The organism is Tahibacter sp. (genome assembly GCF_032229445.1).
In the GTDB taxonomy this organism is placed as follows: Bacteria; Pseudomonadota; Gammaproteobacteria; order Xanthomonadales; family Rhodanobacteraceae; genus Tahibacter.
The window spans coordinates 22,761-44,712 of the sequence record NZ_JAVTWC010000053.1 but is presented as its reverse complement, the minus strand read 5'-3'; the positions used below and the strand labels follow the sequence as shown (position 1 = coordinate 44,712).

Annotated in this window: 20 protein-coding genes; 8 read left to right on the top strand and 12 right to left on the bottom strand. The window is 66.8% G+C overall.

All coding sequences use genetic code 11. From position 1 onward, the window contains the following. Window positions 1-35: 35 nt before the first annotated feature. On the bottom strand, window positions 36-971 hold the full coding sequence (locus RUU78_RS10325) for an ABC transporter ATP-binding protein (protein ID WP_313916273.1): 936 nt from the start codon (window positions 969-971) through the stop codon (window positions 36-38). 65 nt (window positions 972-1,036) lie between these two features. Here RUU78_RS10325 and RUU78_RS10320 point away from each other — a divergent pair, with 65 nt between their 5' ends. Continuing rightward, window positions 1,037-1,786 carry an FAD-binding oxidoreductase gene (locus tag RUU78_RS10320; protein WP_313916271.1) on the top strand — a complete coding sequence of 250 codons (750 nt, stop codon included), beginning with the start codon at window positions 1,037-1,039 and terminating at the stop codon, window positions 1,784-1,786. A gap of 55 nt (window positions 1,787-1,841) precedes the next feature. On the opposite strand, the gene RUU78_RS10315 is transcribed toward RUU78_RS10320, so the two are convergent. From RUU78_RS10315 to RUU78_RS10305, 3 genes are read right to left on the bottom strand one after another with little or no spacing between them, the layout of a single operon-like run. Next, window positions 1,842-2,381, bottom strand: coding sequence for a cytochrome b (locus RUU78_RS10315; RefSeq protein ID WP_313916269.1), 540 nt, complete (start codon window positions 2,379-2,381; stop codon window positions 1,842-1,844). Further along, window positions 2,378-2,956 (bottom strand): DNA-3-methyladenine glycosylase I, encoded by a 579-nt coding sequence (locus RUU78_RS10310; protein WP_313916267.1) that lies wholly within the window; start codon window positions 2,954-2,956, stop codon window positions 2,378-2,380. Before RUU78_RS10310 ends, RUU78_RS10315 begins: the two co-directional genes overlap by 4 nt. After that, window positions 2,953-3,381 carry a ketosteroid isomerase-related protein gene (locus RUU78_RS10305; protein WP_313916265.1) on the bottom strand — a complete coding sequence of 143 codons (429 nt, stop codon included), beginning with the start codon at window positions 3,379-3,381 and terminating at the stop codon, window positions 2,953-2,955. The genes RUU78_RS10310 and RUU78_RS10305 overlap by 4 nt, the downstream gene beginning before the upstream one ends. A gap of 113 nt (window positions 3,382-3,494) precedes the next feature. On the opposite strand from RUU78_RS10305, the gene RUU78_RS10300 reads away from it, so the two are divergent. Then, window positions 3,495-4,376 carry an EamA family transporter gene (locus RUU78_RS10300; protein WP_313916263.1) on the top strand — a complete coding sequence of 294 codons (882 nt, stop codon included), beginning with the start codon at window positions 3,495-3,497 and terminating at the stop codon, window positions 4,374-4,376. Here the strand turns inward: RUU78_RS10300 and RUU78_RS10295 are convergent. Then, on the bottom strand, window positions 4,373-5,335 hold the full coding sequence (locus RUU78_RS10295) for a pyridoxal-phosphate dependent enzyme (protein ID WP_313916261.1): 963 nt from the start codon (window positions 5,333-5,335) through the stop codon (window positions 4,373-4,375). The two genes, RUU78_RS10300 and RUU78_RS10295, sit on opposite strands and share 4 nt — an antisense overlap. A gap of 71 nt (window positions 5,336-5,406) precedes the next feature. Between RUU78_RS10295 and pepN the strand changes: the two genes are divergently transcribed. Together pepN and RUU78_RS10285 are read left to right on the top strand one after the other, a co-directional pair. Then, complete coding sequence (pepN, locus tag RUU78_RS10290) at window positions 5,407-8,037, top strand: aminopeptidase N (RefSeq protein ID WP_313916259.1); 2,631 nt, start codon at window positions 5,407-5,409, stop codon at window positions 8,035-8,037. 269 nt (window positions 8,038-8,306) lie between these two features. After that, complete coding sequence (locus RUU78_RS10285; protein WP_313916256.1) at window positions 8,307-9,206, top strand: hypothetical protein; 900 nt, start codon at window positions 8,307-8,309, stop codon at window positions 9,204-9,206. 65 nt (window positions 9,207-9,271) lie between these two features. On the opposite strand, the gene RUU78_RS10280 is transcribed toward RUU78_RS10285, so the two are convergent. After that, a complete protein-coding gene (locus RUU78_RS10280; RefSeq protein ID WP_313916254.1) occupies window positions 9,272-9,472 on the bottom strand; it encodes a hypothetical protein in 201 nt (66 codons plus the stop codon). A 585-nt stretch (window positions 9,473-10,057) separates the two neighbouring features. On the opposite strand from RUU78_RS10280, the gene mnmG reads away from it, so the two are divergent. Beyond that, the gene (gene mnmG, locus RUU78_RS10275) at window positions 10,058-11,932 is read left to right on the top strand and encodes a tRNA uridine-5-carboxymethylaminomethyl(34) synthesis enzyme MnmG (RefSeq protein WP_313916252.1); all 1,875 of its coding nucleotides are present in this window, start codon (window positions 10,058-10,060) and stop codon (window positions 11,930-11,932) included. 71 nt (window positions 11,933-12,003) lie between these two features. Here the strand turns inward: mnmG and RUU78_RS10270 are convergent, their stop codons facing one another. Further along, window positions 12,004-12,618 carry an OmpW family outer membrane protein gene (locus RUU78_RS10270; protein ID WP_313916250.1) on the bottom strand — a complete coding sequence of 205 codons (615 nt, stop codon included), beginning with the start codon at window positions 12,616-12,618 and terminating at the stop codon, window positions 12,004-12,006. A 179-nt stretch (window positions 12,619-12,797) separates the two neighbouring features. On the opposite strand from RUU78_RS10270, the gene RUU78_RS10265 reads away from it, so the two are divergent. Both RUU78_RS10265 and RUU78_RS10260 read left to right on the top strand, forming a co-directional pair. Then, window positions 12,798-15,137: a Tex family protein gene (locus RUU78_RS10265; RefSeq protein WP_313916248.1), complete on the top strand. Its 2,340-nt coding sequence runs from the start codon at window positions 12,798-12,800 to the stop codon at window positions 15,135-15,137. A 157-nt stretch (window positions 15,138-15,294) separates the two neighbouring features. Further along, window positions 15,295-16,137 carry a MoxR family ATPase gene (locus RUU78_RS10260; RefSeq protein ID WP_313916246.1) on the top strand — a complete coding sequence of 281 codons (843 nt, stop codon included), beginning with the start codon at window positions 15,295-15,297 and terminating at the stop codon, window positions 16,135-16,137. 208 nt (window positions 16,138-16,345) lie between these two features. On the opposite strand, the gene RUU78_RS10255 is transcribed toward RUU78_RS10260, so the two are convergent. Then, window positions 16,346-17,188, bottom strand: coding sequence for a YbaY family lipoprotein (locus RUU78_RS10255; RefSeq protein WP_313916245.1), 843 nt, complete (start codon window positions 17,186-17,188; stop codon window positions 16,346-16,348). 233 nt (window positions 17,189-17,421) lie between these two features. On the opposite strand from RUU78_RS10255, the gene RUU78_RS10250 reads away from it, so the two are divergent. Beyond that, a complete protein-coding gene (locus tag RUU78_RS10250) occupies window positions 17,422-18,600 on the top strand; it encodes a VWA domain-containing protein (protein WP_313916242.1) in 1,179 nt (392 codons plus the stop codon). 112 nt (window positions 18,601-18,712) lie between these two features. Here the strand turns inward: RUU78_RS10250 and bioC are convergent, their stop codons facing one another. From bioC to bioF, 4 genes are read right to left on the bottom strand one after another with little or no spacing between them, the layout of a single operon-like run. Next, window positions 18,713-19,594 (bottom strand): malonyl-ACP O-methyltransferase BioC, encoded by an 882-nt coding sequence (gene bioC, locus RUU78_RS10245; protein WP_313916240.1) that lies wholly within the window; start codon window positions 19,592-19,594, stop codon window positions 18,713-18,715. Next, window positions 19,591-20,355, bottom strand: coding sequence for a pimeloyl-ACP methyl ester esterase BioH (bioH, locus tag RUU78_RS10240; RefSeq protein ID WP_313916238.1), 765 nt, complete (start codon window positions 20,353-20,355; stop codon window positions 19,591-19,593). The genes bioC and bioH overlap by 4 nt, the downstream gene beginning before the upstream one ends. Window positions 20,356-20,358: 3 nt before the next feature. After that, on the bottom strand, window positions 20,359-20,760 hold the full coding sequence (locus tag RUU78_RS10235; RefSeq protein ID WP_313916236.1) for a hypothetical protein: 402 nt from the start codon (window positions 20,758-20,760) through the stop codon (window positions 20,359-20,361). Further along, window positions 20,757-21,926, bottom strand: a complete 1,170-nt coding sequence (bioF, locus tag RUU78_RS10230) for an 8-amino-7-oxononanoate synthase (protein ID WP_313916233.1) — start codon at window positions 21,924-21,926, stop codon at window positions 20,757-20,759. Before bioF ends, RUU78_RS10235 begins: the two co-directional genes overlap by 4 nt. Window positions 21,927-21,952: the final 26 nt, after the last annotated feature.

Genomic DNA, 21,952 nt, shown 5'->3' with positions numbered 1-21,952 from the left:
CCGCGGCGCGGCGGGAGAAACGCAATGTTGCGAACTTAAGCGGCCTTGCCGTGGTTGCCTTCGACCAGACGTACGAACAGTTCTTCGAGTCGGTTCGCCTTGTTGCGCATCGAGGTAACCGTGACGCCGCGCGCGCTGAGTGCGGCGAACAGCGAATTGAGGTCATGCGTGCGCGACATTTCGGCTTCCAGCGTATGTGCATCGACCGGCGTCAGGCGCACGCCGTCGACCTGCGGCAGCTCCGCCGGCATGTTCGCCACATCGAGCACGAACGCCTCCACGTCGAGTTTCGCGAGCAGGAGCTTCATCGAGGTATTCTCGATGATGCTGCCCTTGTCGATGATCGCGATGTTGCGGCAGAGCTGCTCGGCTTCCTCGAGATAGTGCGTGGTCAGGATCACCGTCGTGCCGGCGCGGTTGATCTCGCTGACGAACTTCCACATGGAGCGTCGGATCTCGATGTCGACGCCGGCGGTGGGCTCGTCGAGGATCAGCACCCGCGGCTCGTTCATCATCGCGCGCGCAATCATCAGGCGCCGCTTCATGCCGCCGGACAGGGTGCGCGCGGACACGTCTTTCTTTTCCCACAGGCTGAGCTGGCGCAGGTACTGCTCCGCGCGCTGGCACGCCACGCGACGAGGAATGCCGTAGAAACCCGCCTGATTCACACAGATGTCGAACGGCGCCTCGAACTGGTTGAAGTTCAGCTCCTGCGGCACCAGGCCGATCAGTTGCATCGCACCGCCGCGGTCGTGATGGATGGAGCGGCCGAACACTTCCGCCTCGCCGCTCGTGGCGTTGACGAGTGACGAAAGAATGCCGATCAGGGTCGACTTGCCAGCGCCGTTGGGGCCGAGCAGGGCAAAGAAATCGCCGGGTTCCACCCGCAGGGATACGCCTCGGAGCGCCTTTACGCCGGTTGCATAAGTCTTGGTGAGATCACGCACTTCCAGCGCGGGGGCCGAGCTCATGGGCTGCAGGTTCCGGGAGGGGCGGGTAGTATACGGCCCCCTTGGATTCCGATTGGTTCCGTCCCGTGGCCGAACAGTTTCCGTTGCGCCTGGTCTCCAGCTACATGCTGGCCGCGGCCGTACGCCATCTCGTGTTCGAACGTGTCGACGGCCAGGCTTTCGCCTTCGCGCCAGGCCAGTTCATCCAGATCCACTTCCACTACGCCGACGGCAAGCCGACCAAGCGCAGCTATTCCGTTGCCACCGTTGGTGTCGGCGACGCCACGCCGGTGGCTCAGATCGAGATCGCCGTGTCCTACGTCGATGGCGGCGCGGCGACCGCGCTGCTGGCCAATCTGCAGCCTGGCGAAACCGTCAACGCAAGCGGTCCCTACGGCCGCTTCTGCCTGTTCGACAATGATGCGAACCAGCGCTATCTGCTGGTGGGCACCGGCACGGGCATCACGCCGTACCGCGCCATGCTGCCGCAGCTGCGCCGGGTGATCGCGGCGCGCGGCTGCGAGGTCAACCTGATCTTCGGCGCGCGCAACGAGCACGAGCTGCTCTACGACGCCGACTTCACCGCGTTCGAGCGTGAAGTGGCCGGGTTCCGCTACTACAGCTGCCTGTCGCGCGTGCCTCGCGCCCTTCCGCGCACGCAGGACCGCAGCGGACATGTCCAGGGCCTGCTCAACGAATTGCAGCCGAGCGCGGAAGGCGATATCGCCTATCTCTGCGGCAATCCGAACATGGTCGACGAAGCCTTCGCTCTGCTCAAGGACGCGGGTCTGCCGGTGCCGCACATCCGTCGCGAAAAGTACATTTCGTCGAAGTAGCGCGGCAGGTGGGTCGCGGTCCGCTGCCCGGCCGGGCACGATCGGTCGAGCGTGCTCAGCCGAGCATGCGCCGCAGCGTGTTGTCGCGGAAGTAGAAGTGATGCGCGAGCGCCGCCGCCGCATGCAGTCCGATCACGGCGTAGAAGACCTTGCCCAGCGCGACGTGTACCTCTTCGGTCCACTCGTGCAGATCGGCGTTGTTGGCGATGAGATCGGGCAGGGTGAAACCGGTCAGCGGAATCACCACCGCACGCTCGCCGCTCTGCGCAGAGATCAGGCCGAGCAGCGGCTGAACGATCAGGAACGCATACAGCAGCAGGTGCGTCGCCTGGGCTGCGAGCAGCACGAGCCTGCCCGGCGTTGGAAGTATGAGCGGCGTCGGACGGCTCAGGCGCGCGCCGATGCGTGGCAGCACGAGCAGGAAGATCAGCAGCCCGATGGCCATGTGCCACTGCATCACGACGGCGCGTGCCGGACGATCCGGCGCGAAGCCGCGCAGTTCCGCCGTCGCATAGACCGCAATCAGCAGCAGCAGCGTGCCCCAGTGCAGCATGCGCAGGAGAAGCGAATAGCGTGAAGCGGTAACGTCGTTCATGGCGCGATCCGTTGGCGGCAGAAGCAGTCGGCCAGATGGTCGTTGACCATGCCCGTAGCCTGAAGGAAGGCATAGCAGATCGTCGTGCCGACGAAGGTGAAGTCGTACTTGCGCAGCGCCTTGCTGAGTCGGTCCGACAGCGGGGTGCTCGCCGGTACATCGCCGCGGCCGAGTGGCCGGTTGTCGATCGGCTTGCCATCGACGAACGACCATAGGTATGCGTCCAGGCTGCCGTGCTGCTGCTGTACGGCTTGTGCGGCCAGCGCGTTGCGCCGTACGCCGTAGACCTTGAGCCGGTTGCGCACGATGCCCGGATCGGTCAGGGCGCGCTCGAGTTCCTTGTCGCCGAGTCGCGCGCAGCGTTCGATGTCGAAATCGTGGAAGACGCGACGATAGTTGTCGCGCTTCTCGAGAATCGTGCGCCACGACAGGCCGGCTTGCGCGCCCTCGAGGCAAAGGAACTCGAACAGTGCGCGGTCGCCGTGCAGCGGGCGGCCCCATTCCGTGTCGTGATAGTCGCGTTCGCTGTCGCTGCTGTCGGCCCAGAAGCAGCGCTTGACCGGCGCCGGACTCACGTGCGGACCTGTTCCAGCCAGTTGTCGAGGTTGTAGTAGTTCGTCACCCGGCAGATCTGGCCGTCGGCAATCTCGAAGAACGCGCCGCCCGGCAGTACGTAGCGCTGGCCCTGGGCCGGCGGCAGGCCGTCGTCGGCGACGAGATATTCGCCGTGCACCACATACTCCGCGGCGGCGCGCGAACCGTCGGCATTGGCCATCACGACGATGTCGCGCAGCTGTTCGCGATAGCAGTGCTGCATGCGCGAGAGGAAGTCACGGAAGGCTTCGCGGCCGTTCTCGCGCCGGCCCTGGTTCACGTCGTGACGCACGTCGTCGCTGAGACAGGACAGCATGCCTTCCCAGTCGGCGCGGTTGAACGCCATGTAATAGCGCAGCAGCAATTCGGTCGCGCGATCCATTGCGCGCACACCGTCGATGATCATGAAGCAGCTCCGGCCGGCACGGCTGCCGGGACGATACACGGGAAGCCAAGCATAGCTGCCGCGCGCTACGGTTGCAGCCTTTAAGATCGGCGGTTTACGCGAGGCGCCGCGTCATGTCCGAATCTGCTTCCCGCCGCGGCGCGTTGCTCGCGCTGGCGGTGCTGACCCTGGTCTGGAGCTACAACTGGGTCGTCATGAAGCAGGTGCTGCAGTATTCGGGACCGTTCGAGTTCGCCGCGATCCGCGCCGTGCTCGCGACGCTGGTGCTGTTCGCGGTGCTGGCGCTGCGGGGAGAATCGCTGCGGCCGCCGCCTTTGCGGCCGGCGATCCTGCTCGGGCTTGCGCAGACCACCGCCTTCCAGGGACTGGTGCAATGGGCGCTCGTCGACGGTGGCGCGGGCAAGACCGCGCTGCTCGCCTATACCATGCCGTTCTGGCTGTTGCTGCTGGCCTGGCCGCTGCTACGCGAACCACCGGACCGGCGCCGCCTCGCGTTTGCCGCGCTCGCCGGGCTGGGCCTGGTGTTCGTGCTGCAACCCTGGAGCCGTCTCGACGCGCGCCTCAGCGCGCTGCTCGCGCTCGCCAGCGGACTGGCCTGGGCCTTGGCCGTGGTGATCTCGAAACGCGCGTTTGCCGACGGTAGCGTGACCGCGCTGCGCCTGACCGCTTGGCAGATGGGTTTTGGTGCGATCGGTCTGTGTGTCGTGGCGCTGCTCGTGCCGGAGCGTGCGATCGAGTGGAGCGCGCCCTTTCTCTGGGGACTGGCCTACAACGCCGTGCTCGCGTCGGGCCTGGCCTGGGTGCTCTGGGCCCTGATCGTGCAGCGGCTGCCGGCGACCGTGGCTGGCATCGTCAGCCTTGCCGTGCCGCTGTGCGGCGTGCTGCTGGCCTGGCTGCTGCTGGGCGAGCAGCCCGACGCCTGGGAAGGCGTCGGCATGGTGCTGATCGGCGCGGCGTTGATCGGCATCAGCCGCGCGCCGCCTCGGTCGGCTTAAGTATTCATCCAGGGCAGCGCGTCGAGATCGACGTTGCCGCCGGACAGCACGACGCCGACGCGCTTGCCGGCAAAATGCTGCGGATGGCGCAGTATCGCCGCGAGCACCGTTGCGCTGGACGGCTCGACGATCTGTTTGAGGCGCTCCCAGATAAGGCGCATGGCAGCGACGATCTGCGCTTCGCTGACCGGCAGCACGGCGTTCACGTTGTCGCGCATCAATGCGAAGTTGATCTCGCCCAGCGTGCCGCGCAGGCCGTCGGCAATGGTCTGCGGCACGATGTCGGTGAAGCGCTCGCCGCGCCGGAAGGACTCGAACGCATCCGGCGCACCTTCGGGCTCGGCTGCATAGATCGCGATGCCGGGGTTCACGCCGCGCGCAGCGATCGCGCAGCCGCTGCTCAGGCCGCCGCCCCCGACCGGCGTAATCAGCACGTCGACGCCGCCGCTCTGCTGCAGCAGTTCGAGTGCCGCCGTACCCTGTCCGGCGATAACGCGAGGGTCCGCATACGGATGCACCAGCGTCGCGCCGGTCTGCTGCTGGACCCGCGCCGCGGTCTGTTCGCGCGCGGCGATGGTCGCGGCGCAGTGATGCAGGTGCGCGCCGTAGCGTTCGATCGCGGCCAGCTTGGACTTCACCGCCCCTTCCGGCACGACGACGTGGCAGAGAATGCCGCGGGTAGACGCGGCCAGCGCGAGCGCGGCACCGTGGTTGCCGGAGGAGTGTGTCACGACACCGCGCTGCGCTACGTCGTCGGGCAGTGACCAGACCGCATTGCAGGCCCCGCGGAATTTGAACGCGCCCATGCGCTGCAGGTGCTCGCACTTGAAATGCAGTTCCGCTCCGGCGAGATCGTCCAGGCTGCGCGAGCGCAGCAGCGGCGTGACCTGGGCATGCGGCGCGATGCGCGCGGCGGCGTCGCGGATGTCGGCGAGGGTGAGGCGATGCGGGGTTTCCATGGGGCGGCGACGATACAGACCGCGGCTGCGGCATGCTAGCCTGCGCCGCCAGCACTGCCGCCAGCCCCTTCATGTCCGCTTCCGACCCCGGCACCGTCCGACTCGCCGACTACGTGGCGCCTGCCTGGCGCGTCGTCGCGGCGGCGCTCGAATTCGACCTCGATATCCACGCCACGACCGTGCGGACGCGACTGCGTCTGGAGCGCACGACGGCTGCTGCGTCGCCGCTGCGACTGGACGGAACAGGGCTGCAACTGCGCGCGATACGCGTCGACGGCCGCGAGCTCCCGGCTGACGAATACCGTGTGGACGCCGACGCGCTGAGCGTGTTCGGCCTGCTGCGCGAGGCGGTGCTGGAGACCGAAGTGATCCTGGGTCCCAGCGCGAACAGCGCGCTGTCGGGCCTGTATCTTTCCGGCGACGCCGAGCGCGGCTTCCTGCTGACGCAGTGCGAGGCCGAAGGCTTTCGCCGGATTACCTACTATCCCGACCGGCCCGACGTGCTGGCACCGTTCCACGTCGTGCTGCGCGCCGATCGCGCGCGCTTCCCGGTGCTGCTGGCCAACGGCAATCCGGCCGGCAGCGGCGAACTTGCCGACGGTCGCCACTGGGCCGCGTGGGACGACCCGCATCCCAAGCCCAGCTATCTGTTCGCGCTGGTCGCGGGCCGGCTGGAACGGATCGAGCAGGCCTACGTCACCGCGGACGGCCGCGACGTCATGCTGCGCATCTTTGCCGAAGCCGATGCGATCGACCGATGCGCCTATGCGATGGACGCACTGGTTCGCGCCATGCGCTGGGACGAGCGCGAATACGGCCGCAACTATGACCTGGACGTGTTCCACATCGTCGCCACCCACGATTTCAACATGGGCGCGATGGAGAACAAGGGGCTCAACATCTTCAACGCGAAATACCTGCTGACCGATCCGCAGCGTTCGAGCGATGACGACTATGCCCACGTCGAGGCCATCGTCGCGCACGAGTATTTCCACAACTGGACCGGCAACCGCGTCACCTGCCGCGACTGGTTCCAGCTTTCGCTCAAGGAAGGCCTCACGGTATACCGCGAGCAGCAGTTCAGCGCGGACATGAATTCGGCCACGCTCAAGCGCATCGAGGACGTGCAGGTGCTGCGGCGTGCGCAGTTCGTTGAGGACGCCGGCCCGCTGGCCCATCCGGTGCGGCCCGTTGAATACAGCGCGATCGACAATTTCTACACGGCCACGGTCTACGACAAGGGGGCCGAACTCGTGCGCCTCGTGGCCGGCCGGCTCGGTGCCCCCGCGTGGCGTCGCGGCATGGACGAATACTTCCGCCGCCATGACGGCCAGGCTGCGACGGTCGAACAGTTTCTCGCCGCGCTCGGCGAAGCCAATGGCATCGACCTGATGCCGTACCTGGCCTGGTATGCCCAGGCCGGTACACCGCAGCTGTACGCCTGCGGCGAATACGACGTCGCGGAGCGGAGCTACCGCCTGACGCTGCGCCAGCACACTCCGCCAACGCCGGGTCAACCGCTCAAGCAGGCCCTGCCCATTCCGGTGCGCGTCGCGTTGCTCGGTGCCGACGGCCTCGCGCTGCCGTTGCCAGGCTGCAGCGGCGAAGCGGCGCGTACCGAGTGCGTGCTCGAACTCGCGACGCCGGAACAGACGTTTGTCTTCGACGACATCGCCGCTCCGCGCGTGGTGTCCCTGCTGCGCGGGTTCTCCGCGCCGGTGCGGCTGCACGCCGATCAGGGGGCCGAAGATCTGGCCTTCCTGCTGCGCCACGAGAGCGATGGCTTCAGTCGCTGGGAAGCCGCGCAGCAGCTAGCGCGATCGGCGTTGAGCGGTGTGCTAGCCGGTGACGCCGAGGTGCCGCAACTGCGCATCTGGTGCGACACCTTGGCTGAGCTGTTCACGGCAGACGTCGATCCGGCGCTGCTGGCCGAACTGCTGACGCCGCCGGACTACAACGAACTGGCGCAAACCTGTGATCCGTTCGATCCCGCCGCACTGCACAGCGCACGCGAAACGCTGGAGCAGACGTTGGCGCAGCGGCTCGGCGATGCGCTCGGTGCGCGCCATACCTTGTTGCTGCGTAGCGAGTCCGGCGGACTCGACGGCGCTTCGCGCGGCCGCCGGCGCCTGCTCAATCGCTGCCTGCGCCTGTGGCTGCGCATTGATGTCGAGCTTGCGCCCGAGGTTGCTGCGACGCGCTACGTTCTTGCCCCCAGCATGACCGAACGCCTGGCCGCGCTCGGCGGGCTGCTGGCGGAGGACGCGCCGCAGGCGCAGAAGGCGTTGCAGGATTTTGCGCGCCGCTACGATGCCGATGCCGTCACGCTCGACAAATGGTTTGCACTGCAGGCGACGGTGCCGCGTGCCGATACCGTGGAACGCGTGGCTGCGTTGCAGCAGCACCCGCGCTTCAGTCTGCGCAATCCGAACCGGGTATCGGCCTTGTTGCAGGGCTTCGCAGCGCGCAATCCCATCGCATTCCACCGCAGCGACGGTGCGGGCTATCGCCTGGTCGAGCAGGCGTTGCGCGACATCGACGCACTCAATCCGACCACGGCGGCGCGTCTGGCCACCACGTTGAAGGACTGGCGCCGTCTGGAGCCGCAGCGTCGTGCGCTCCTGCGCGCGAGCTTGCAACGCCTCGCTGCTGCGGAGACGTCGCATGATCTGGGCGACATCCTGCGCCGCAGCCTGGGCTGACGTCAGACCGCCTTAACGGTGGCAAGGCTACACTGCGGTGGTCGTCCGGTGCCGTTTCAGGAAACGAGTGAAGAGAAGTGAGAATCGAGTGGAGGCTTGACGAGCCATCCGCAGCCTCACTGGTGTTCACTGTTCTCCAGTCTCCGCTGCCCGGTTCAGGAAGCGAGTAAAGCAACAGTGAGAAACGAGTGGAGGCTTGACGAGCCATCCGTAGCCCCCACTAGTTATCTCACTCCGCTCCACTCTCCGCTGCATCTGGAGTGACTGCCATGCGTCGAATTCTCTGTTCCGTCCTTGCTTCCCTGGCCCTCGTCGGCTGCGCAAGTACTGGCTATTACCGTGAGGAAGGCGCCGCCGACTACTACTACGAGCGCGACTACAACCACGGTGGCGGTTACTACGCCGGTTACGGCGTCGGGCCGGGTTATTACGGTTTCTACGATCCCTTCTGGGGGCCGAGCTACTACGGCGCCAGCTATGGCGGTTTCGGCTACGGTTTCGGCGGCGGCTATTACGCGGGGGCATGGCCGTACTACAACTACTCGCCCTGGTACGACAGCTGGTGGGGTGTGGGCTACAACGACTGGTCCTGGCATCGCCATCAGCAGGCGCTGGCGCACCAGCGCGCGAATCAGGTGCGCAGCGAAAACGCCGCTGTCGCCGGATTGCGTGGCGGTGCGCCGGATCGCGATGGTGCTGTCGGCGTGAACCGGGGCCCCTCCCGGCTGGCAACTCCGCGCGGTGGCGCGGCCGGGCCGGACCGGTGGAACAACGCTGACGCGGCGCGGCAGCTTAGGACCGACACGGTCGATCCGTACTACGGCACACCGCGCGCACGTCGCGGCGAAGCCATACCACAACGCCAGCAGCCCCAGCTGGGTGTCAGGGAAGGCCCGCAGCGCATCCAGCCGGAAGGCAATGCCCCGGGTTTCCCCAGGCGTGAAAACAGGCCCGTCCGCACGGGTCCGGCATTCGACGAAGGTCGCCTGACCAGCCCGTCGATGCAGCGCGCACCGACGCCGATGCGGAGTTCCTCGCCGAACCTGGCACCGGCACCTGCCCGCCGCTTCGCGCCGGCCCCGTCAATGGATCGTACGCCGAGCTTCACGCCGGCCCCCAGCGCGCCGTCGCGCAGCGGTGGAGACAGCAACCGAACCGACCGACGTTAAAAAAATGGCCCCGGAGTGCGGGGCCATGCAAATCCGCGCGGGTCGGCGCGGAGGAGAGAGGTGGTTCAGGCGCTCAGGCGGCCCAGCGCTTCACTGAGGCGGGCAATGCGCGACGCCAGCGGAGCAACCAGCGGTTCCGCTTCGTTGGATGCCTTCTGGCAGCGGATGCTGGCGATCGCGAGTTCAAGCTTGCTCATCTCGATCAGCAGATCCACGCGCATGAACAGCGGGTTGACCTGAATCATCGGATCGATGGCGGCGTTCATGGCGGCGTTCCCCTGAATGTGTTCGGCGCGGGTTTTGTGATGCAGTTCGCGTGCCAGTCGCGGCAATATGCGCTCCTCGTCACGGTTGACGCATTTTTTCCGCCAGGTGACGGAGTGGGTCGCATCCTGACGTGGCCGAACACGTTCGTTCGCACACGCATAGTTCGATCGGCTTCACGGTTTGCTAATGCGGCACACGGATACTCTGCGGCGGCCCAAAACAAAAACGCCGCAGCTGCTTGCGCAACCTGCGGCGTTTACCGGTTACTGGCGCCCGGCACACGGTCCTCTTGGATTCCCCCTGTTCCTAAGACCGCCGGGCGCCAGCCTCTAGCCCCTGAGCTAGATACCTCACCGCAGCTGTCTTTGGTGCGTCCTCCCACCGACGCAGAGCCGGCCCCTGAATTCCGACTATCGACGTGCTCGCAAACGCCGCGCGTCGGTGGGAGTGCGAAAACGATAATGCAGGGGGCGTGCCAACTGCGCCTCGAATGACCTTACCGTCGCCGCGAAAGTCACCGATCGGCGTCGTACGGCTCGAGGCGCTAGAATTCGCGCCGTTTCCGCGTCCAGTGCTGGTCTGCCATGGATTACCCTCGTACGTTCGATGTCATCGTGATTGGCGGTGGCCATGCCGGCACCGAAGCCGCACTCGCATCCGCGCGCTGCGGCGCGCAGACCCTGCTGCTGAGCCACAACATCGAAACCGTCGGTCAGATGAGCTGCAACCCGGCGATCGGCGGCATCGGCAAGGGGCACCTGGTGCGCGAAGTCGATGCGTTGGGCGGAGCAATGGCCCGGGCGGCTGACCAGGCCGGCATCCACTGGCGCGTGCTCAATGCCTCCAAGGGTGCAGCCGTGCGCGCGACCCGCTGTCAGGCCGATCGCGCGCTGTACAAGGCGGCCATTCGCCGCATGATCGAGAGCCAGCCCAACCTGAGCCTGTTCCAGCAGGCCGTCGACGACCTGATCCTCGACGGTGACCGCATCGGCGGTGTCGTCACCCAGATGGGTCTGCGCTTTCGTGCCGCTGCGGTGGTGCTCACCGCCGGCACCTTTCTCGCCGGCAAGATCCATATCGGTTTCGCCAACTATGCCGGCGGCCGCGCCGGCGATCCGCCCGCCGCGACGCTGGCCTCCCGCCTGCGTGAACTCACGCTCGGCGCGGACCGGCTCAAGACCGGCACGCCGCCGCGCATCGACGGACGCAGCATCGACTACCGCGAACTCCAGTCGCAGCCCGGCGACGATCCGATGCCGGTGATGTCCTTCCTGGGCAGCATCGCCGAGCATCCGCGCCAGCTGCCGTGCTGGATCACCCACACCAGCGAACGCACGCACGACATCATCCGCGGGGCGCTGGACCGCTCGCCGCTGTACACCGGCAAGATCGAAGGCGTCGGCCCGCGCTACTGTCCGTCGATCGAAGACAAGGTCGTGCGCTTCGCCGACAAGAATTCGCACCAGATCTTCGTCGAGCCGGAAGGCCTCGATACGGTGGAAATCTATCCGAATGGAATTTCCACCTCGCTGCCGTTCGATGTGCAGCTGGAGCTGGTGCGCTCGATCAAGGGATTCGAGCAGGCGCACATAACGCGTCCCGGCTACGCGATCGAATACGACTATTTCGATCCGCGCGGGCTCAATGCGTCGCTGGAAACCAAGTCCATCGCCGGCCTGTTCTTCGCCGGTCAGATCAACGGCACTACCGGGTACGAGGAAGCCGCCGCGCAGGGTCTGCTGGCCGGGCTCAACGCCGCGCGCGCAACGCAGGGCAAGCCAGCCTGGACGCCGCGCCGCGACGAGGCGTATCTCGGCGTTCTCGTCGACGATCTCATCACCAACGGTACGACCGAGCCCTACCGCATGTTCACCTCACGCGCGGAGTACCGCCTGCAGCTGCGCGAGGACAATGCCGATCTGCGCCTGACCGAACAGGGTTTCGCGCTCGGCTGCGTCGACCAGGCGCGCTACGACACGTTCCGCACCAAGCGCGAGGCGATCGCGGCGGAAACCGCGCGTCTCGGCGCAATCTGGGCCGCACCCGGAAACGCACTCGGGCGCGCATTGGAAAGCACCTTGGGCGTGAGCCTCACGCGTGAAGCCAGCGCGCTGGATCTGCTGCGCCGGCCGGAACTGGACTACGCCAGCATCGTCCGTGTCGACGGCATCGGTCCGGCAGCCGCGGACGCGCGGGTCGCCGAACAGGTCGAGATCGGCATCAAGTACGCCGGCTATCTCGATCGCCAGCGCGACGAGATCGAACGCCAGCGCCGTCATGAAGACTCCGCCATTCCGGCCGCGTTCGACTACGCCGCGGTATCCGGACTGTCGGCGGAAGTCGCGCAGAAACTCATCCGCGCGAAGCCGCAGACCGTCGGCCAGGCGGGCCGCATCGCCGGCGTGACACCAGCGGCGATTTCCCTGCTGCTCGTGCACCTGAAGCGACGCGCGGCGTAGCGCGTCGGCCTCGTGTGCTCAGGCGGCGCTATCCGTGCGGCGTTTCCGCCGCACGGCGCGATGCGCAGCCGCTAGAAGCGGTAACCCAGTGAGACGCCGTAGGCCAGAGGGTCGATATTCACGGTGCCCACGCTGACGCCGTTGACGCGCGCGTCGGTATCGATGTCCATCCAGCGCAGGTCGACCGAGACCAGCCAGCGCTCGTCGATCGCGAAATCCAGTCCCGCGTGCGCAGCAGCGCCCCATGACTTGTCGAGCGTCAGCTGCGTACCGGCAAGCGGTCCGCGCTCGTTGACATCGAAGAATGCCGTGTAGTTGAGGCCGACGCCGATGAACGGCGAGACGCGGCCGGTCGGGTTGAAGTGATACAGCAGCGACAGCGTCGGGGGCAGATGCGACACCTCGGCCGCACTGACGCCGTTGAGGTGCACCTCGTGCTTGAACGGTGTCGCGGCGAGCAGTTCGATGCCCCAGTTCGGCGTGAGGAGACGCTCGATCTGGAAGGTCGGGCGCCAGTCGCCCGACACGTCGGCGCGCAGCGTGCCGCCGGCGAGCACGCCGTTGTTCGATCGCGGCTCGACTTGATGCAGGCCGACCTTGAAGGTCCAGTCTTCGGCGCTTGCGTTCGTGCCGCCCAGCAGCGAAACGGCGAGCAGTGCGAGTGTTGCGGCAGTTCGGGTATTCATCGCGATTACACCTTGCAGTTGACGAATGTAGGTATGTTCGCAGCGACGCACGATGCAACCCTTGATCCTGATCAAGCTGCGGCCACGCAGGCGCAAATGCGCGCGTCAGGCACTAGAATGCCCGCCCCAGCTCCCGTGACCGACGTGACGCTGCTGTTCAGCCAGGAAGATCAGGTTTCATGCTCACCATCGAACAGAAAATTGCCGAAGAAATCGTCGCGAAGCCGTCCCAGGTGCGTGCCGCCATCGAGCTGCTCGACGGCGGCGCGACCGTTCCATTCATCGCGCGCTACCGAAAGGAAGTTACCGAGGGACTCGACGACACACAGCTACGCAATCTCGAAGAGCGGCTGCGCTACCTGCGTGAACTCGAAGAGCGCCGCGCCGCGATCCTCGCCAGCATTTCCGAGCAGGGAAAGCTCAGTGAAGAATTGAAAAAAGAAATACTGTTGGCAGATACAAAAGCAAGATTAGAAGATTTATACCTGCCGTACAAGCCCAAGCGCCGCACCAAGGCGCAGATCGCGCGCGAGGCCGGGCTGCAGCCGCTGGCCGACGGCCTGCGCGAGGATCCGACGCAGAAACCCGAAGAACTGGCGCTGCGCTTCATCGACGCGGAAAAAGGCGTGGCCGACATCAAGGCTGCACTGGATGGCGCGCGCGCCATCGTGCTGGAAGAGTTCTCCGAGGACGCGGCGCTGGTCGGCGAGCTGCGCAGCTGGCTCAACGAGCGTGGCCAGGTACGCGCCAAAGTCGTCGCCGGCAAGGAAAACGAAGGCGCGAAATTCCGCGATTACTTCGATCATGCCGAACCGATCAAGGCGATTCCCTCGCATCGCATGCTCGCGCTGTTCCGCGCGCGCAACGAAGGCGTGCTCGACCTCGAACTGGAACCGACCACCGAACCCGACAACGGGCATGCGGAGGCCGAAGGCCGCGTCGCCGCGCATTTCGGCATCGCCCAGCGTGGCCGTCCGGCGGACGCATGGCTGCTGGAAACCTGCCGCCAGACCTGGCGCATCAAGCTGCATCTGCACCTGGCGCTGGACCTGTTCGGCAAGACGCGCGAGGGCGCCGAAGACGAGGCGATCCGCGTATTCGGCGACAACCTCAAGGACCTCATGCTCGCCGCGCCGGCCGGACCGAAGGTCGTCCTGGGCCTCGACCCGGGCATACGCACGGGCTGCAAGGCCGCCATCGTCGACGGTACCGGCAAGGTGCTCGCGACCGGCGTGATCTACCCGCACGAACCGAAGAACCAGTGGGACCAGTCCATTGCCCAGCTCGCGGCCTGGAGCCGCCAGTACGGCATCAATCTCGTGGCGATCGGCAACGGCACGGCCTCGCGCGAAACCGACAAGCTCGTCGGTGAGCTCATGAAAAAGGCGCCCGAACTCAAACTGGCCAAGGTCGTCGTCAGCGAAGCCGGCGCCTCGGTCTATTCCGCGTCGGAAATCGCGGCGCGTGAATTTCCCGAGATGGACGTGAGCCTGCGCGGCGCGGTGTCGATCGCGCGGCGCCTGCAGGATCCGCTCGCCGAACTCGTCAAGATCGAGCCCAAGGCCATCGGCGTCGGCCAGTACCAGCACGACGTGAATCAGGTGAAGCTGGCGCGTGCGCTCGACGCGCGGGTGGAGGACTGCGTCAACGCGGTCGGCGTGGACGTCAATACCGCCTCGGCGCCGCTGCTGGCGCGCGTCGCCGGGTTGTCCGCCTCGGTGGCCGAGAACGTCGTCAAGTTCCGTGACGCCAATGGCGCGTTCCGCACTCGTGAACAATTGAAGAAAGTGCCGCGGCTCGGCGACAAGGCTTACGAGCAGTGCGCCGGCTTCCTGCGCATCCCGGCCGGCGACAATCCGCTGGACGCCTCGGCCGTGCATCCAGAGGCCTATCCCGTGATCGAGCGCATCATCAAGGCCTGCGGGCGCGAAGTGAAAAGCCTCATCGGCGATGCGGGATTCCTCAAGACGCTGCGCGCCGAGCAGTTTACCGACGAGACCTTCGGCCTGCCGACGGTCAAGGACATCCTCAAGGAACTCGAGAAGCCCGGCCGCGATCCGCGTCCCGGCTTCGTCACCGCGACGTTTGCCGACGGTGTGGAAGACCTCAAGGACCTCAAACCCGGCATGGTGCTGGAAGGCCGCGTCTCCAACGTCGCCGCGTTCGGTGCCTTCGTCGACATTGGCGTGCACCAGGACGGCCTCGTGCATGTCTCGGCGCTGTCGACCAAATTCGTCAAGGATCCGCGGGAAGTGGTCAAGGCCGGCGACGTGGTCAAGGTGAAGGTCGTCGAAGTGGACATCCCGCGCAAGCGCATCGCGCTGACGATGCGCCTGGATGATCCGATTGGCGATGCGGCCAGTCCCGCCGGCGCCGGCGCGCCTCCGGGACAGCGTCGCGACGAGCGCGGGCCGCGTCGCGACAACGCGCCGCGCAGCTTCGGCCCCAAGCCCGGCAGCGCGCCGGCGCCGTCGAACAACGCCTTCGCCGATGCGTTCGCGAAGGCCAAGCGCAGCTGATAAGGTGCCCCGGACGCGGCGAATCCTTCGTCGATTCGGTGCGATACGTGGCACCGCTTTTCGCGCTTTCGCGCGTGAACGCTGCGCGCGATTTTGCCAAGACCAGCCGTCCGGCCCGCAGTACGCTGCCGGCCGGACGCCACGATGAGTGAAGCCCATGCGTTTTGAAGGCACCGATCGTTACGTCGCGACGGACGAACTCAAGCTCGCCGTCAACGCCGCCATCACCCTGCAGCGCCCGCTGCTGATCAAGGGTGAGCCTGGCACCGGCAAGACCCTGCTCGCCGAGGAAGTCGCCCGCGCGCTCGGTGCGCCGCTGATCGAGTGGCACATCAAGTCCACGACCAAGGCGCAGCACGGCCTGTACGAATACGATGCGGTCGCGCGCCTGCGCGACTCCCAGCTCGGCGAGGCGCGTGCCACCGACATTGGCAACTACATCGTGCCGGGCAAGCTGTGGCAGGCCTTCGCGAGCGAGACGCGCGCGGTCATGCTCATCGACGAGATCGACAAGGCCGACATCGAGTTTCCGAACGACCTGCTGCGCGAACTCGATCGCATGGATTTCCATGTCTATGAGACCGGCGCGACGGTGCGCGCGCTGCACCGCCCGATCGTGATGATCACGTCCAACAACGAGAAGGAACTGCCCGACGCGTTTCTGCGCCGCTGCTTCTTCCACTACATCCGCTTTCCCGACGCGGAGACGCTGGGCGCCATCGTCGACGTGCATTTCCCGGGACTCAAGCGCGACCTCGTGCACGAAGCGCTGACCGCATTCCTCTCGCTGCGCGATATGCCGGGCCTGAAGAAGAAACCGACCACGTCTGAGCTGCTGGACTGGCTCAAGCTGTTGCTGGCCGAGGATCTGGCCGTGGAAACCCTGCGCGAGCGCAATGCGAAGAAATCGATTCCGCCGCTCTACGGCGCGCTGCTGAAAAACGAAGCCGACGTACAGCTGTTCGAGCGCATCGCGTTCATGGCGCGCCGCGGCAGCTGAATATGCCTCGCCCCCTCTCCGGCCGCGTCGGAAGCCCGCCGGCGTGAAGGGAAACCGCAAGCGGTGTGACCACGCGATGCTCGCCCCGTCAGGCGACGCACTGGCTGAATCGCCATATTCGTATACAAGGCAGCAGGCATTGCGCCGCTGACTTCAGCCGCTCCTTCGGGTGAATCCGAAGGAGCGGCCTTCGAGGCCTACCGTGCGATCACTTCGGTGTGCGCTTGGAAATCACGTCGTACTTGGCAACAGCGCGGTCGTACAGAGACTTGGCTTCCGCATCGGCCAGCACGCTGATGCTGCCGCCTTCCTTCTTGGTCTTCACCACCAGGGTGCCCGCTTCGTCCCAGCCAGCGCGCGTCACCGCGTTCGGACGTTCGGCCATGGCCGGCACGCGTTCCTGCACGACGGCCATCGGCTTGCCATCGCGGTAGGCGTAAAAGAGATTCGTGCGGCCCTTGTCGCCGTAGTCGGTGATTTCGCGGATATAGCGCAGTCCGTTCTTGCCATCGAAGAAACCGTCCCACGCGGTGGTGCTGGCTTCATCCTCGCTGGCGCCCTGCGAGCGCTTCATGCCGCCGATCGCGCGTTCGAGACCGGCATATTCGGCATCGAGCTTTTCCGACGCGGTGGGCTCCGGCGTCATGACCACGTCGACCTTGGCCAGCGAGCCGCGCGTGATGACGGGATACTGGCGCGGCGCGACGTAGCGGCGCTCGCCGTCGAGGAGTTCGACGTTGAGCACGTACAGCGCGTTCTGGTCGATCTTGCCCGGCTCGAACGGCAGATTGAACTGAGCCGGCAGCTGGCCTGGGCTGGTCGTGCTCTGCGCAATGGTAATTTCCGGCTTCAGGCTGACGTTGGTCAGCGACAGCTTGAGCTGGGCGGTCGGACCGACTGGTGCCGGGACCTTGAGCGAAATCGTGCCGGTGACCGACGTCGGAGCAGGTGCCTGCGCTGCGGCCTTGGTCTGGTTGGCAGCGTTGTTGGACTGGCCGCAGGCGGCGAGGGCCAGACTGGCGATCAGCAGGGGGAGGACGAGCTTCTGCACGAGGGATCTCCGCAAACGTAGAATCGTGGCCGGCGCCGATGCGGCGGCATAAAGGCCGCGCAGACTAGCGATTTTAGCCGCCGCTGTCGCGAACCCGAAGGCCGAATCATGCCACCAACCGTGTTGCATAAGCGTTTAGCCGGACCTGCCCGTCAACCTGTGTCGTTGCCACCGCCGCGGTGTCGACGGCCCGGTGACGCGGGGGTGCTGGGACGGCGCCGGGCGGCGGTACCATGCTGATCCGCTTTTTCCTCTGGCTGCGCGGCCAGGGACTCAAGCCGGGCATCCACGAACTGCTGGCACTGCTCGATGCGCTACGTGCCGGGTTTTCGCGCCTGTCGCTCGACGAATTCCATGTGCTGGCACGGATTTGCCTGATCAAGGACGAAACCCAGTTCGATCGGTACGACCGGGCGTTCGGCAGTTTTTTCGCCGGTGTCGACGCCGCCGCGCAGCAGCTGTACGGGGATGTGCCGGCCGACTGGCTGCGGCGCGAGTTCGAGCGCGAGTTCACGTCCGAGGAGAAAGCCGCAGTCGAGGCGATGGGCGGGTTGCAGAAATTGCTCGATGAGCTGCGCCAGCGTCTGGGCGAGCAGCACGAGCGGCATCAGGGCGGTTCGCGCTGGATCGGCACGGGTGGCACCTCGCCGTTCGGCCATTCGGGCTACAACCCCGAAGGCGTGCGCATCGGCGGCCAATCGGGCCAGCGTCGCGCGGTCAAGGTCTGGGAGCAGCGTCAGTTCCGCAATCTCGACGACACGCGAGAACTGGGCACGCGCGACATCAAGCTCGCCCTGCGTGCGCTGCGTCGCCTGGCCCGCACCGGCGCGGACCAGGAACTCGACCTCGACGGCACGATCCGCGCGACCGCGCGCAACGCCGGCTGGCTGGACCTGAAGCTGCGCCCGGAACGGCACAACGCAGTCAAGGTGCTGTTGCTGCTCGACATCGGCGGGTCGATGGACGACCACGTACGCATTTGCGAGGAGGTCTTCTCGGCCGCGCGCGGCGAGTTCAAGCACCTGCAGCATTTTTATTTCCACAATTTCATTTACGAGCGACTGTGGCGCGACAACTCGCGGCGCTGGGACGTGCACCAGCCGACGCTGGACCTGATGCACAAATACGCCGCGGACTACAAGCTCGTCATCGTCGGCGACGCGAGCATGAGCCCGTACGAGATCACCGAACCCGGCGGCAGCATCGAACACCACAATCCGGAAGCCGGCGCCGTGTGGCTGGGACGGCTGACCGAACTGTATCGGCGCGCCGTCTGGCTAAACCCTGTCGAGCCGTCGCGCTGGGAGTGGACGCCGTCGATCGGCATCACGCGCGAACTCATGCAGGGGCGCATGTATCCGCTGACCCTGTCCGGCCTCAACGACGCGGTCGATTCGTTGCGCGGACGCTGATCCTGGCAGGCGGTTGAAAAACAGCCCGCTCGTGCGATCCAGAATGGGTCGCCCGAGAGTCGATCGCGTACGCAATCGAGAAAAGGGCACAAGCCCTCTTCGGGACACCCCGCTAACCTTCGGGCTTGCGCCGGATGCGCAGCTGATCGAGCGGGAACGTCGCGATGTCCATGCCGCCGCTGCGTCGCGGCTGGCCGGGCTTCGGTCCCCAGGCATGCGCGTAGATGACCTCGTAGGTCGCCGGCAGGCGGCCGTCCTCGCGCCGGAACGGCTCGTAGGCGCGTGCCACGGCCTGGGGACGCGACTTGCCTGTCAGACCACGCCGGCGCTGCACGTCGGCATTGGTCGCGCCGATCGCCTTGAGGTCGCGCATCAGCGCCGGGGCATCGGCATAGGTCAGGGTGAAATCGTCGCCGTCGAGCACCGGATCGCGAAACCCGGCCGCGAGCAGCGCGTCGCCGACGCGCTGGATGTCGGGGAATTGGCTGACGTGCGGCGCGCGGTCGACCTCTGCCCAGGCACTGCGCAGCTCATGCAGGGTCAGCGGGCCAAACGTGGACAAGGCAACAAATCCATCCGGCCGCAACACGCGGCGGAATTCGTCGAGCAGACCCGGCAGGTCGACGATCCACTGCATGCACAGGCTGGAAAACAGCACGTCGATGCTGGCATCGGCCAGCGGCAGCTGTCGCGCGTCGGCGCACACCCGCGCGAGCGGTCGCAGCCAGCTGCCTTCGCGGCGCGCCTGCTGCAGCATCGGCAGGGCCAGGTCCATGGCGATCACCTCGGCCTTGCGCCAGCGCTTGCGCAGCCGGCCGCTGGCGCGGCCCGGGCCGCAGCCGAGATCCAGCACGCGCTGTGGCGGCGTGGTCACGTAGTCGAGGCGTTCGAGCAGACGGTCTTCCACTTCGTGCTGCAGCACGGCGTGCTCGGCATAGCCGGCGGCGGCGCGGCCGAAGGCGCGGCGCACCTGATCGCGGTCGAACGGACTCATGCGGCGACCTCGGCGTGGAAGATGCGGATCGCCTCGGCGACAGCGGCCGCATGGCCGATGAACGGGGCGTGGCCGGCGGAAAATTCGAGATAGCGGCCTGCGGGACTGCGTTGCGCAGCCCACTGCATCGCCGCGGGCGGGATCAGCTTGTCACGTCGTCCGGCGATCCAGAGGCTGGGCGCACGCAACGCGGCCAGATCGGCGCGCAGGTCGGCGTGGTCGAGGATCTCGAGCCCGTCGCACAGTGCCTGCAGCGCCGGTTCGCCGCGATCGAACACATGCGTGCGTAGCTCGCGCAGTTCGCTCTGCGCGTGTTCGGAGCCGTGCGCTTCCAGCGCGAGGAAGCGTTCGATGGTGCGGGCGTAGTTTTCGCGCAGGCCGCTGCCGAATTGGTTGAAGATGTCGGACGACACGCCGTGCGGCCAGTCCTCGCCAACCACGAAGCGCGGGCTCGAGGCGATCAGTACCAGCGCCTGCACCTGCGTCGGGCGCAGTCGTGCCGCTTCGAGGCAGACCTGTCCACCCAGCGACCAGCCCAGCCACAGTGCGTGCGGCACCCGCTCGGCGATGGCGTGAGCGCAGTCCGCGAGCACGAGCCGTTCGTCGCGCTGCGGGCTCAGGCCATGGCCCGGCAGATCGACGAGATGCAGGCGGAACCACGTCGCGAGCGCGCGCGTCAGCGGCGCGAAAATGCCGCTGTGCATCGCCCAACCGTGAATCATGACGAGATCGGGTCCGTTGCCCTGGGTTTCGATGTGCATGGACTAAATAGAGTCGTCCGTGAGTGCGGAAACGGTGGAGCGCTCCACGCTTTCGCGCAGCGCGCCGACCAGCGGCACGATCGCGCACCAGTCGTCGCGGAGCACCGGCTGTGGCAGCAGACGACGGCGCCAGCGCGAACGCGTCTGCTGGCGCAGGATTTCGTCACGCAATCCGTCCTGGTCGAAGCCTTGCCAGATACCGGCCACGCAGTACAGGTTGCTCCAGAGCACCGGGTTGATCTCCTCGACGAGGATGTCGCGCAGTTCTTCCACGCTGTAGGGCGAGTCCGCCAGCACCTGCGCCACCGTGGCGTGCAACCGCGTGGTGTCGGTATCCAGGAACAGCTCGGACATCGCTTCCCAGACCGGCGCGCGCGCGTCGAGGTCGTCGGCCGGCGGCTTCATGCGCGCGCCTGCACGACGGCATCCAGGAGCTGCTCGACCATGCTTTCGGTGTGCAGCGCGGACAAGGTCACGCGCAGCCGCGCCTTGCCCGCGGCGACGGTCGGCGGCCGGATCGCCGGCACGTGGTAGCCGCGTGTTTCCAGTTCCTGCGACAGCCGCAGCGCCGCAGCGCTGTCGCCGACCAGCAGCGGCTGTATCGGCGTGCGCGAGGGCAGTACGTCCAGGCCCTGCGAGCGCGCCCCGTTGCGCCAGTGGTCGATCAGCGCACGCAGGCGCTCGCGACGCCAGGTCTCGAAACGCGCGATGTCGACCGCGGTGGACGTCGCCGCCGCCAGCGCCGGCGGCAGCGCCGTCGTATACATGTGCGTGCGTGCGAACTGGACCAGCCCGTCGATCAGCGCGGTGCTGCCGGCGACGAACGCGCCGCAGACGCCGAGCGCCTTGCCCAGCGTGGCCATGAGCACGGGCACGTCGTTCTGATCCAGCCCCGCTTCGGCGACGCTGCCGGCGCCGTCCGTGCCGAGCACACCGATCCCGTGCGCGTCGTCGACATGCAGCAGCGCGCCCTGTTCGCGGCACAGCGTGGCCAGCTCGCGCAGCGGCGCGATGTCGCCGTCCATGCTGAAGACGCCATCGCTCGCGAGCAGCGCAGGCAGGCCAGGCGCGGTCTCGAACTGGCGCCGCGCGCTGGCGGTATCGTTGTGCACATAGCGCTTCATCGTCGCGCCGGACAGGCGTGCGCCGTCGATGAGGCAGGCGTGATTGAGCCTGTCCTGCAGGCACAGGTCGCCCTCGTGCAGCAACGCGCCGAGCACGCCGAGGTTGGCCATGTAGCCGCTCGAGAACAGCAGGGCACGCTCGCGCCCGGTCCAGCGCGCGAGCTGGCGTTCGAGCGCCTCGTGTTCGGCGCGATGGCCGCCGAGCAGGTGCGCGGCGGTCGCGCCGACGCCCCAGCGCCGTGCGGCCGCGGTCAGCGCCTCGCGCAGACGCGGATGCTGCGCGAGGCCCAGATAGTCATTGCTCGCGAAACTCAGCAGACGGCGCCCGCCGATGACGACGTACGGACCGTCGGCCGCCTCCACGCAGCGCAGGCGCCGCAGCAGATCGGCCTCGGCACGTTTGGTCTGGGCATGGCTCAGACGGGCTAGCAGATCGGGACGGGACATGGGAATCGCGCGGCACGCGCCGCGGC